Origin of the sequence: Pseudomonas sp. 22490 (assembly GCF_052044465.1) — a bacterium.
Taxonomy (GTDB): domain Bacteria; phylum Pseudomonadota; class Gammaproteobacteria; order Pseudomonadales; family Pseudomonadaceae; genus Pseudomonas; species Pseudomonas aeruginosa.
This window is the reverse complement of record NZ_JBQENS010000019.1, coordinates 111,865-122,072: the sequence shown is the minus strand read 5'-3', so window position 1 is coordinate 122,072 and position 10,208 is coordinate 111,865. Positions and strand designations below refer to the sequence as shown.

The following is a 10,208-nucleotide window of genomic DNA, read 5'->3' as shown; positions in this document are numbered from 1 at the left end:
CGCGCCCGGTCAATGGGGCAGCAGGAAGCGCGCGGCGAGCGGCAGGTGGTTGGAGATCTGCAGCGTATCGCTGCGCCGGACCCGGGCATCGAGACGGGTCAGCGAGGGGCTGTGGAACAGGTAGTCGAGGGTCCGATCCGGCCCCTGGACCCGTGGGTCGTTGGGGAAGTGCGTGTACCAGCGAACCTGGTCGACGCCACTGGCCTCTTCCAGCGACGGCACCATCGGGAAGCGCCCGCTCAGGATGGCCAGTTCGCTGTCTTCCCGGTAGGGCGCGCGCAGCGGCGCCAGCAGGTAGGGATACTGGCCGGGCGGCAGCAGGTTGAGGTCGCCGCCGAGCAGCCAGGGCGTGCGCCTGGCCTGCAGTTCGTCGAGCAGCGTACGGGTGGTCCCGACCTGGCGCTCGAGGGTGTCGTCGTTCGCCTGCGGGCGGTCGAAACGGGCGTTGAGCACGGCCAGCTCGCCGCCGCCGTCGATCGGCAGGTGGCTGACCAGGATCGCCGGGCGCGGCCCGAACAGGCGGTCGAACAGCCCGCCATCGCGTGGCGGCAACTGGCGCCGCTCGGCGCTATCGATGCGATAGCGGCTCAGGGTGGCCTGCTTGCGGCCGACGCTGCCGAAGATGTGCGGCGTCGGCACGAAGGCCGACTTCCACTCGTAGGCCTGGGCGCTGCAATGGTAGAGATCGTTGATGCGCTCCTGGATCAGCGCCAGTTGGTCCTGATCGTCGGTGGCGCTGGAGCCGTCGTCGATCTCCTGGAGCAGGACCAGGTCCGGCTGCTCGTCGCGGATCACCCGGACCACCTCGTCGAGGGTGAACGCCAGGTCTTCGGCGGTGGGACGCTGGTCCGGGCCGGTGGCATCCGGCAGGTCGTCCCAGAAGACGTAGCGCTTGCCGGCCAGGTACTGGATGTTCCAGGTCATCACCTTCAGGGCCTGCCCCGGCTTCAGCGCCGGCGCGGCGCCCTGGCAATGCAGGGGCGCGGCTTCGCGATCGGCGGGTTGCCAGCTCAGCAGGTAGCTGGCGAGCAGGGCACCGCCGACCAGCAGGAGCAGGCCGACGAACAGCAGGTTGCGTAGACGGGGCAGTGACATCGCAATCGAGACTATGCTGGAAAGGACCAGAGCATAGAGCTTGCCGCCGCGCATTTCACCCTTGCAGGTCGAATTGACGCAAGGGTTCGCGTTTTTTCGAGCGGGAGGGTATCGCATGCCGCGCAAGGTATTCAGCAGCCAGGCCTACCGCCACAAGGTGGTGCTGGTCAGTGGTGGTTGTTCCGGCATCGGTCGCGCGCTGGCGCTGCGTTTCGCCCGGGCCGGTGCGCGACTGGCGATCCTCGACCTCGACCAGGCGGCGCTGGACAGTTTGGTCCAGCACCTGCGCGACCATCTCGGCGGCGAGGCGCTCGGCCTGCGCTGCGACGTCGCCGACGCCGATGCGGTGGAGCGTGCCGTGGCGCTGGCGGTGGAGCGCTTCGGCGGCATCGACGTGCTGGTCAACAACGCCGGCATCACCCACCGCGGTACCTTCGCCGAAACCGGCCTGGGGGTTTTCCGCAAGGTCATGGCGGTGAACTTCTTCGGCGCCGTGCATTGCACCCGCGCGGCGCTGCCGAGCCTGCTCGAACGGCGCGGGCAGATCGTCGTGCTCGGTTCGCTGACCGGCTTCGCCCCGTTGCTCTACCGCAGCGCCTACAACGCCAGCAAGCATGCCTTGCACGGTCTGTTCGATACCCTGCGGATGGAGCTGGAAGGCACCGGCGTCAGCGTGACCCTGGCCTGCCCGGGATTCACCGCCACCGACCTGCGCAAGAGCGCGCTGGTCGGCGATGGCTCGGTGACTCGCCAGCCGGTGCAAGTGCTGGGCAGCCAGGTGGCATCGCCGGTGGAGGTCGCCGAGGCGATCTTCCAGGGCGCCGCGCGGCGCCGGCGCCTGCTGGTGCTGTCCAACGTCAACTGGCGGGCGCGGCTGCTGGCGCGCTTCTTTCCGCGTCTCTTCGAAAAGCTGCTGGTGCCGCGCCTGTCGGGACTCAAGCCGCAACCCTGACGGTGCTCAGTGGGCGTGGTCGTGGGCGTCGAAGCCCTGGCTCATGTCCCAGTAGGAGGCCTCGACCTTGTGCCCGTCGAGGTCGCGGATGAAACACCCGTAGTAGGGCTCGCCGTACAGCGGACGCGGGCCCGGCGCGCCCTCGTCGCGTGCGCCGGCGGCCAGGGCTGCGGCGTGGAAGGCGTCGACCTGGGCCTTGCTGTCGGCGAAGAAGCCGACGTGGCTGCCGTTGCCGACGCTGGCGGGACGGCCGTCGATCGGCGCCTGCACCCAGAACTCCGGATAGAGCTTGCCGTAGGCTACGGCGCCGGGGTATTCGAGGATCACCTTGCAGCCGAGGGCGGCCATCACCGCGTCGTAGAAGGCTCGGGCACGGGGAAAGTCGTTGGTGCCGATGGACAGGTGGGAAATGCAGCTGGGGTTGGCCGATTCGTCGCTCATGGTCCGTTCCTCGAGGCAGGGCTCGTCAAGCATAGGCCAGCGCGGCGAATCGGCGCGCGGCGCCGTTCACATCCCGTTGCGTGGCGCCGGACCGAGGCTGTAGATGCGGAAGGCGACGATGGTCAACAGCAGCTGGAAGAACCCGCTGAGCGTATGCAGGGCGACCCGCAGCACGACGGCGTCGCCGGCCGAATCGGCGAGCCAGGCTTCCAGGCTCCAGACCGGCAGCAGGATCACCAGCGAACAGGCGAGGATCAGGAAGAATCGCCCACGGGTGAACTCGAAGCTTTCCCGCAGCGCCTGCAGCGGACTACGGCCGCGCAGCACCAGGCAGAATTCGGCGAAGGACAGCTTCACCATGACGAAGATGCCCGGCAGGATCAGCAGCGACAGGCCGAGCACGATCAGCAGCGAAGTCAGCGCCGCGAGTAGCGCGAAGGCTGGCCACAGGCGCAGCGCGGCGCTCCACAGCTGGCCGACGCGAGGCCGCTCGTCGCGCCCGCGCGCGTCCATGAACAGGATCAGGGCTGCGGTGTAGAGCGGGTAGAAGAGCAGTCCGGCGACCAGGCTCCAGGCGCCCATCTGCTGGGGGCCGACGGCTTCGTCGATCTGCTGCTGGAGCAGGCTTTCGAGGAATATCCAGGGCAGGCAGAGCGGCACCAGGGTGGTCAGGTGGCGGGTGAAGAAGAACCAGGCGTCACGCAGCGGCAGCAGAGGATTCATCGCGGGTCGGCAGATCGGATACGAGCCCGCGACTCTAACCCAGCCGGCCGCCGAGGCCAACGCCTGGCGGCCGCCGTTGCCGTTCAGGCCGCTTCGCGAGCCTGGGCCTGCTCCAGTTCGCGGACCAGCGGCAACACGTGCTTGCCGAAATACTCCACTTCTTCGTGGAAGTGCAGGAAGGCCGACAGCACCAGGTCGACCCCGGCCGCCTTCAGCGCGACGATGCGCTCGGCGATCTGCCGTGGCGTGCCGATCAGGTTGGTCTTGAAGCCGTCGTTGTATTGCACCAGGTCTTCGAAGGTGGATTTGGCCCAGTTGCCATCGCCCTCCGGCGAGGCCTTGCCGGCCTGTTTCACCGCGTCGCCGAAGGCGTTCACCGCCTCGTAGTCGGCCTTGGCGATGATCTCGTCGAGCACCGCCCGCGCTTCCTCCTCGGTATCGCGGGCAATGATGAAGGCGTTCACTCCGACCTTGACCGAATGGCCGTTGGCCGCCGCCTTGGCGCGGATGTCCTCGACCTGGGCGCGGATGCCGTCGATGCTGTTGCCGTTGGTGAAGTACCAGTCGGACACGCGCGAGGCCATGTCCCGCGCCGCCCGCGAGCTGCCGCCCTGGAAGATTTCCGGGTGCGGCTGCTGGATCGGCTTGGGTTTCAGGGTGTAGTCGTGGAAACGATAGAAATCGCCCTTGAAGGTGAAGTTTTCCTCGGTCCAGATGCCTTTCAGCACGCGGATGAACTCCTCGGAGCGCCGATAGCGTTCGTCGTGCTCCAGCCAGGGTTCGCCGATGCCGGTGAACTCTCCCTTGAACCAGCCGCTGACGATGTTCACCGCGACCCGGCCATTGGTCAGTTGGTCGATCGTCGCCAGTTGCTTGGCCACCACCGCCGGATGCCAGGGGCCAGGCAGGATCGCCGCGATCACCTTGAGCTTCTCGGTGGCCGCCAGCAGGGCGTGGCTGATGGCCACCGACTCGTGCTGGTACTCGGCGCCGTAGCCGGCGGTGAAGCGGATCTGCGAGAGGGCGTAGTCGAAGCCGTTGCGTTCCGCCAACTGGGCCAGCTTGCGGTTGTAGTCGATGTCCCAGCTGGTGCGTTGCTCGATCTTGCTCACCACCAGGCCGCCGCTGACGTTGGGGACCCAGTAGGCGAAGCGGATCGGCTGTTGCTCTTGGCTCATCGGGGGTATCTCCGGGTAGGGGCGTGGTCCGGTGTCTATGAAGGAACCGTGCCATCCCGGATTCATGTTTTCGAATCAATGGCTTATGGGGGATATGGCGGAACCGGCCTGTCTTCTGCCGGACAGCCCTGTTGTCCCGCTGTTGCCCGGCAGACAGTCAGGCCGGCAAGCGCTGCAACAGTTCGGCGGCGCGCAGTACCACGGCGTACTCGCCGTGCAGGTTGGCCAACGCCATCGCATGCACCTCGTCGGCGCTGCGCGGGGTGCCGTGGAAATCGGGCTTGGCGAAGGTGAAGCAGGCGTCGGCCACTACCCAGGTCTGGAAGCCGAGGTTGCCGGCGCTGCGTGCGCTGGCTTCCACCGAGTTCTCCGTGGCTACCCCGACGAGCGCCACCTGGCGGATGTCGCGGACATGGAGCCAGCGTTGCAGGCCGCTGTTGATGAAGGCGTCGGGAACGTTCTTCTCGAACACCGCCTCGTCGTCGCGCGGCGCCAGCGCTGGCTGGAACTCCACGCCAGGCTGGCCGGGCGCGAAGGGCGAGCCGGGCTGCCGGGATACGTGCCGGACGTGCACCACCGGCCAGCCGGCGGCGCGCCAGGCGGCAAGCAGTTCGACGATGCGCGCCTCGGCGCCGGGATTGTTGCGCGGCGGCAGGTCGTGGCGCTGCATGCCGCGTTGCAGGTCGACGATCAGCAGGGCGACCTGGGACCGTGCGGAGCGCTGGGCATCGTCATTCATCGGGAATTCACCGGAGGAACTTGAGATCGTGCAGGGTGCTCCAATATTTCCCTTTGGTGCAATCCATCCTTCCTTCTCGAAATGCAGTCGAGGCGTGCGATGAAATCCGATGAGAAAACCCTGATCGACGGCCTGTTCAGCCGCCTGCGCGAGGCCGAGGGGCAGTCCGCTCCGCGTGACGCCGAGGCCGAGGCGCAGATCAACCAGCACCTGGTGCGGCAGCCGGCGGCGCCGTACTACATGGCGCAGGTGGTGCTGATCCAGGAAGCCGCGCTGAAGCGCCTCGACCAACGGGTGAAGGAGCTCGAGGCGCAGGTCGCCCAGTTGCAGCAGAGCCGTCCGAGCAGCGGCGGCTTCCTCTCCGGCCTGTTCGGCGGCGGCGCGCGCGACGAGCCGGCGCCGAGCCAATCGGGGCGCCCGGCGGGCTGGGGCGAGACGCGTTTCTCCAATCCGGCGGCGGCGCCCGCCGCGGCGGCCGCGCCTTCGCGGGCCAGCGGCTTTCTCGGCGGTGCGCTGCAGACGGCCGCCGGGGTCGCTGGCGGGATGCTGGTGGCCGACCTGCTCACCGGCATGTTCCGCCACAGCCAGCCGCAGGAAATCGTCGAGGTGATCCAGGACGTCCCGGTGGATAACCTCGACGCCAGCCAGTTTGCCGATCCCGAGCCGGCGACCGAGCGCTTCGCCGATAGCGACTATCCCGCCGACGGCGGTTTCGCCGATGGCGATTTCAGCGACAGCGACTTCAACGACGACTCCAGCTTCCTCGGCGACGACGATTTGTTCACCTGACCGTTAGGGTTGCGGGCCGTGGGCTGCGATAATGGTGGCCCACTGCCGTCGTTCCGGAGTTCCCCTTGAGTCGTCCCGAGTCGCCCGCGGCGAAGAAGATCGCTGTCTTCGCCGATGTGCAGAACCTCTACTACACCGTGCGCCAGGCCTACGGCTGCCATCTCAACTACGCCGCCCTGTGGGCAGACATCGCTCGCGGCGGGAGCATCGTCGAGGCCTATGCCTACGCCATCGACCGCGGCGACCCGCGTCAGCAGCAGTTCCAGCAGATTCTGCGCAACCTCGGTTTCACGGTGAAGCTGAAGCCCTACATCCAGCGTGCCGACGGCTCGGCCAAGGGTGACTGGGATGTCGGCATCACCATCGACGTACTGGATGCCGCGCCGCGGGTGGACGAAGTGGTGCTGCTGTCCGGTGACGGCGACTTCGATCTGCTGCTGGAGAAGGTCATCCGCGCCCACGGCGTCGTGGCTACGGCCTACGGGGTGCCTGGCCTGACCGCCAACGCGCTGATCCGAGCGGCGTCGCGCTACGTGCCGATCGAGGGCGGATTGCTACTCAAGGGCTGACCGGCCGCGCTCCAGAGGACGATGGGAGACGGCGAATCCGCTAGAATGCCGTCCGTTTCCTTTTTTCCGAGTCGCTCATGACGTTCGCTTCCCTCGGTCTGCTCGACCCCCTGCTCAAGGCCCTCGAAGGGCTCGGCCACGGCACGCCTACGCCGATCCAGGCCCAAGCCATACCCCCGGCGCTCAAGGGCCGCGACCTGCTCGCCGCAGCACAGACCGGCACCGGCAAGACCGCCGGTTTCGCCCTGCCGTTGCTGCAGCGGCTGACCCTGGAGGGGCCGCAGGTCGCTGCGAACTCGGTGCGTGCACTGGTCCTGGTTCCGACCCGCGAACTGGCCGAGCAGGTCCACGGCAGCGTCCGCGACTACGGCCAGCACCTGCCGCTGCGTACCGCGGTGGCCTACGGTGGGGTCAGCATCAACCCGCAGATGATGAAGCTGCGCAAGGGAGTGGATATCCTCGTCGCCACTCCCGGGCGGCTGCTCGACCTGTATCGGCAGAACGCGGTGAAGTTCGCCCAGCTCCAGGCGTTGGTGCTGGACGAAGCCGATCGCATGCTCGACCTCGGTTTCGCCCGCGAGCTGGACGAACTGTTCGCCGCGCTGCCGCGCAAGCGCCAGACCCTGCTGTTTTCCGCGACCTTCTCCGACGCCATCCGCACGCTGGCCCGTGAACTGCTGCGCGACCCGCTGTCCATCGAGGTCAGTCCGCGCAATACCGCGGCGAAGAGCGTCAGGCAATGGCTGGTGCCGGTGGACAAGAAGCGCAAGGCCGAGCTGTTCTGCCACCTGTTGCAGGCCAATCGCTGGCGCCAGGCGCTGGTCTTCGCCAAGACCCGCAAGAGCGTCGAGGAACTGGTCGGACTGTTGCAGCGGCAGGGTATCGCCGCCGACTCGATCCATGGCGACAAGCCGCAGCCGGCGCGGCTGCGCGCCTTGCAGCGGTTCAAGGCCGGCGAGGTAGACCTGCTGGTAGCCACCGACGTGGCCGCGCGTGGCCTGGATATCGAGGAAATGCCGCTGGTGGTCAACTTCGACCTGCCGATCGTCGCCGAGGACTACGTGCATCGCATCGGCCGTACCGGACGTGCCGGTGCCTCCGGCCAGGCGGTGTCGCTGGTCTGCGCCGACGAAGTGGAGCTGCTGGCGGCGATCGAGACACTGATCGGGCAGACCCTGCAACGCCGCGAGGAGCCCGACTTCGAGCCGGAGCACCGGGTGCCGCAGACCGCACCGGGCGGCGTGGTGCTGAAGAAACCGAAGAAGCCGAAGAAACCCAAGGCCGCGGAGAGCGTCGGCAAGCCCGGCAAGATCCACTTGGGCAGTTGGTTCGACAGCAGCGCGCCGACGGTCAAGGCGGTGCGCAAGGCACCGGGCTTCGGCGCGGGTGCGGCGGGCAAGCCGAAGAAGCGGCCGTCCGGCAAATAGCGAGGCGCTGGCGTACCGGTCTCTAGCGCCTGCCGCGCAACCAGGCCAGCGCGCCGAGTCCGGCCACGCGCCCGCTGGCGAAGCAGGCGGTCAACAGGTAGCCGCCGGTGGGCGCCTCCCAGTCGAGCATTTCCCCAGCGCAGAACACGCCGGGCAGGCCATCGAGCATCAGGTTGCGGTCGAGCGCCTCGAAGCGTACGCCGCCGGCGCTGCTGATCGCTTCGTCCAGCGGACGCGGGCGCAGCAGCGTCAGCGGCAGGCGCTTGATCGCCGCCGCCAGGCGGGCCGGCTCGGTATAGGTGGCGGCGGGGGTGAGTTCACGCAGGAGGCCGGCCCGAACCCCATCGATGCCCAACTGGCTGCGCAGGTGATTGGCCATCGACCTGGAACCGCGCGGGCGAGCCAGGGCTGCCTCGATCTGCTCGCGACGCCTGTTCGGCAACAGGTCCAGCCATACTTCGGCCGAGCCCCGTGCCTCGATCCGTTCGCGGATGGCGGCGGAGAGGGCATAGACCAGGCTGCCCTCGATACCGTCGCGGGTCACGACGAATTCGCCCTGGCGCGGCGTTTCGCCCGCCAGTCCCATGGCCACCGGTTTGACCGGAGCGCCGGAGAACTTGTCGCGAAACAGCTCGCTCCAGCCGTCGATCTCGAAACCGCAATTGCTTGGCCGCAGGGGCTCGACCTCGATGCCACGGGCGCGCAGCAGGGGCACCCAGGCGCCGTCGGAGCCCAGGCGCTGCCAACTGCCGCCACCGAGCGCCAGGATCACGGCGTCGGCGCGTATCGACAGGCGCTCGGCGGCGCTCTGGATGTCCAGCGTACCGTCCGCGTTCCAGCCCAGCCAACGGCAGCGGGTGTGGATGAGCACGCCTTGCTCGCGCAGGCGCTTGAGCCAGGCACGGAGCAACGGCGCGGCCTTCATGTCGGAGGGGAACACCCGGCCGGAACTGCCGACGAAGGTGTCGATACCCAGGCCGTGGATCCAGGCGCGCAACGCATCCGCGTCGAATTCGCCGAGCAGTGCGGCGATTTCCTTCTGGCGCCTGCCATAGCGGCCGAGGAATTGTTCCCTGGCCTCGGCATGGGTGATGTTCATGCCGCCGACGCCCGCGAGGAGGAATTTCCGGCCGACCGAGGGCATGGCGTCGAACACTTCCGTGCGTACGCCCGCCTGGCTCAGGACCTCCGCGGCCATCAGGCCTGCGGGACCGCCGCCGACGATGGCGACCTGGGGGGAAGGGGAGGATGCTTGACTGGGCATGTGGACGACGAGCGAGACCTGGGGAAACCGGCGTGCAGTGTAACCGAGGCGAAGACCGCCTCCGAGCCTTGTCGATGCCACCTGGTCCGCTCGCCGTGCGCCTGGTCAGGAACTGATCAACCGTCGCAAGGCCAGGCACGATGCGCTGCGCGAAGCGTTTTTCGCACCTTATCCACAGGCGGTTCCACACGCTTTGTGGAAATCCGCCGACGCTCGTCGCGTGGCAGGAACGGCTTCCGGTCGCGCTTGCCCGAAGGTGCGCTAGGCCTTGGCTTCGACAGCCAAGCGCCAGGTCAGTGGATCAGCGAATTGCGCTTGGCGAACTCTGCGAGGTCGACCAGCGAACCCAGGCCGAGCTTCTGCAGCAGGCGGGTCTTGTAGGTGCTGACGGTCTTGTTGCTGAGGAACAGCTTCTCGCCGATGGCCTTGTTCGAATAGCCCATGGCGAGATGCTGGAGGACGATCATCTCGCGGTCGGAGAGCAGGCCGATAAGCTCGCTTTCGGAAATGCGTTCCGGCGGGGTGCCGAGGGTATCGAACGTGAGCGAAGGAAAGAACGTGTAGCCAGCGGTCACCGCGTTCAGGGCGTTGATCAGGTTGTTCAGGTCTTCTTCCTTGTTGACGAACCCACGGGCACCGACCTGGATGCAGCGCTTGCAGAACGCCTCTGCGGATTGCGAAGTGAGTACCAGCACCTGGCTGCGCAGTCCCAGGGACTTGATCCGCGAGATCACGGTCAGGCCATCGAGTTTGGGAATGCCGATGTCGAGAATCACCACGTCCGGTTCGTGCTCCCGGACCAACTGGATGGCATCCACGCCATTGTCCGTCTCGGCGACCACCTGCAGACCATGCTTTTCCAGCAGGACGCGCACGGCGAGACGGATGACGGGGTGGTCGTCGACGATCAGGACGGTATGCATAAATTCGATTTACCTTGAGGGACCGGGACAGGGTCGGGATTCGATTTCCCGGGCGCTGCCGCCGGTGGTCATCCATGTTGGGCGCTAGGCCGAGATCGCCGTCCAGAA

Annotated in this window: 11 protein-coding genes; 4 read left to right on the top strand and 7 right to left on the bottom strand. The window is 67.4% G+C overall.

The window, feature by feature from the left end:
- Positions 1-9: 9 nt before the first annotated feature.
- Positions 10-1,149, bottom strand: coding sequence for an endonuclease/exonuclease/phosphatase family protein (locus tag ACTJJX_RS20940; RefSeq protein ID WP_009313390.1), 1,140 nt, complete (start codon positions 1,147-1,149; stop codon positions 10-12).
- Between the two features lie 61 nt (positions 1,150-1,210).
- On the opposite strand from ACTJJX_RS20940, the gene ACTJJX_RS20935 reads away from it, so the two are divergent.
- Entirely contained in the window at positions 1,211-2,047 is an 837-nt protein-coding gene (locus ACTJJX_RS20935) for an SDR family oxidoreductase (RefSeq protein WP_016852480.1), read from the top strand.
- Between the two features lie 6 nt (positions 2,048-2,053).
- Here the strand turns inward: ACTJJX_RS20935 and ACTJJX_RS20930 are convergent, their stop codons facing one another.
- The 4 genes from ACTJJX_RS20930 to ACTJJX_RS20915 form a co-directional block, all read right to left on the bottom strand.
- On the bottom strand, positions 2,054-2,488 hold the full coding sequence (locus ACTJJX_RS20930; protein ID WP_003106829.1) for a VOC family protein: 435 nt from the start codon (positions 2,486-2,488) through the stop codon (positions 2,054-2,056).
- Between the two features lie 66 nt (positions 2,489-2,554).
- Positions 2,555-3,211, bottom strand: a complete 657-nt coding sequence (locus tag ACTJJX_RS20925) for a hypothetical protein (protein WP_003106831.1) — start codon at positions 3,209-3,211, stop codon at positions 2,555-2,557.
- Between the two features lie 83 nt (positions 3,212-3,294).
- The gene (sfnG, locus tag ACTJJX_RS20920; protein ID WP_003093107.1) at positions 3,295-4,389 is read right to left on the bottom strand and encodes a dimethylsulfone monooxygenase SfnG; all 1,095 of its coding nucleotides are present in this window, start codon (positions 4,387-4,389) and stop codon (positions 3,295-3,297) included.
- A 157-nt stretch (positions 4,390-4,546) separates the two neighbouring features.
- Positions 4,547-5,128, bottom strand: coding sequence for a cysteine hydrolase family protein (locus tag ACTJJX_RS20915; RefSeq protein WP_003106834.1), 582 nt, complete (start codon positions 5,126-5,128; stop codon positions 4,547-4,549).
- A 99-nt stretch (positions 5,129-5,227) separates the two neighbouring features.
- Here ACTJJX_RS20915 and ACTJJX_RS20910 point away from each other — a divergent pair, with 99 nt between their 5' ends.
- The 3 genes from ACTJJX_RS20910 to ACTJJX_RS20900 all read left to right on the top strand — a co-directional run bounded on the left by ACTJJX_RS20910 (position 5,228) and on the right by ACTJJX_RS20900 (position 7,913).
- Complete coding sequence (locus ACTJJX_RS20910) at positions 5,228-5,917, top strand: DUF2076 domain-containing protein (protein ID WP_016253021.1); 690 nt, start codon at positions 5,228-5,230, stop codon at positions 5,915-5,917.
- 65 nt (positions 5,918-5,982) lie between these two features.
- Positions 5,983-6,486, top strand: coding sequence for a LabA-like NYN domain-containing protein (locus tag ACTJJX_RS20905; protein WP_003093104.1), 504 nt, complete (start codon positions 5,983-5,985; stop codon positions 6,484-6,486).
- A 77-nt stretch (positions 6,487-6,563) separates the two neighbouring features.
- Positions 6,564-7,913 carry a DEAD/DEAH box helicase gene (locus ACTJJX_RS20900; RefSeq protein ID WP_016253022.1) on the top strand — a complete coding sequence of 450 codons (1,350 nt, stop codon included), beginning with the start codon at positions 6,564-6,566 and terminating at the stop codon, positions 7,911-7,913.
- A gap of 22 nt (positions 7,914-7,935) precedes the next feature.
- Here ACTJJX_RS20900 and ACTJJX_RS20895 read toward each other — a convergent pair whose 3' ends face one another.
- Both ACTJJX_RS20895 and ACTJJX_RS20890 read right to left on the bottom strand, forming a co-directional pair.
- Positions 7,936-9,177 carry a TIGR03862 family flavoprotein gene (locus ACTJJX_RS20895; protein WP_003106008.1) on the bottom strand — a complete coding sequence of 414 codons (1,242 nt, stop codon included), beginning with the start codon at positions 9,175-9,177 and terminating at the stop codon, positions 7,936-7,938.
- Positions 9,178-9,470: 293 nt separating this feature from the next.
- Entirely contained in the window at positions 9,471-10,100 is a 630-nt protein-coding gene (locus ACTJJX_RS20890) for a response regulator transcription factor (RefSeq protein WP_003106011.1), read from the bottom strand.
- Between the last annotated feature and the right edge of the window lie 108 nt (positions 10,101-10,208).

What these genes read in the sequence shown, in the direction of transcription:
- ACTJJX_RS20940 (WP_009313390.1), bottom strand. Translation starts at nt 1,149, where the DNA reads ATGCGCGGCGGCAAGCTCTATGCTCTGGTCCTTTCCAGCATAGTCTCG.
- ACTJJX_RS20935 (WP_016852480.1), top strand. Translation starts at nt 1,211, where the DNA reads ATGCCGCGCAAGGTATTCAGCAGCCAGGCCTACCGCCACAAGGTGGTG.
- ACTJJX_RS20930 (WP_003106829.1), bottom strand. Translation starts at nt 2,488, where the DNA reads ATGAGCGACGAATCGGCCAACCCCAGCTGCATTTCCCACCTGTCCATC.
- ACTJJX_RS20925 (WP_003106831.1), bottom strand. Translation starts at nt 3,211, where the DNA reads ATGAATCCTCTGCTGCCGCTGCGTGACGCCTGGTTCTTCTTCACCCGC.
- sfnG (WP_003093107.1), bottom strand. Translation starts at nt 4,389, where the DNA reads ATGAGCCAAGAGCAACAGCCGATCCGCTTCGCCTACTGGGTCCCCAAC.
- ACTJJX_RS20915 (WP_003106834.1), bottom strand. Translation starts at nt 5,128, where the DNA reads ATGAATGACGATGCCCAGCGCTCCGCACGGTCCCAGGTCGCCCTGCTG.
- ACTJJX_RS20910 (WP_016253021.1), top strand. Translation starts at nt 5,228, where the DNA reads ATGAAATCCGATGAGAAAACCCTGATCGACGGCCTGTTCAGCCGCCTG.
- ACTJJX_RS20900 (WP_016253022.1), top strand. Translation starts at nt 6,564, where the DNA reads ATGACGTTCGCTTCCCTCGGTCTGCTCGACCCCCTGCTCAAGGCCCTC.
- ACTJJX_RS20895 (WP_003106008.1), bottom strand. Translation starts at nt 9,177, where the DNA reads ATGCCCAGTCAAGCATCCTCCCCTTCCCCCCAGGTCGCCATCGTCGGC.
- ACTJJX_RS20890 (WP_003106011.1), bottom strand. Translation starts at nt 10,100, where the DNA reads ATGCATACCGTCCTGATCGTCGACGACCACCCCGTCATCCGTCTCGCC.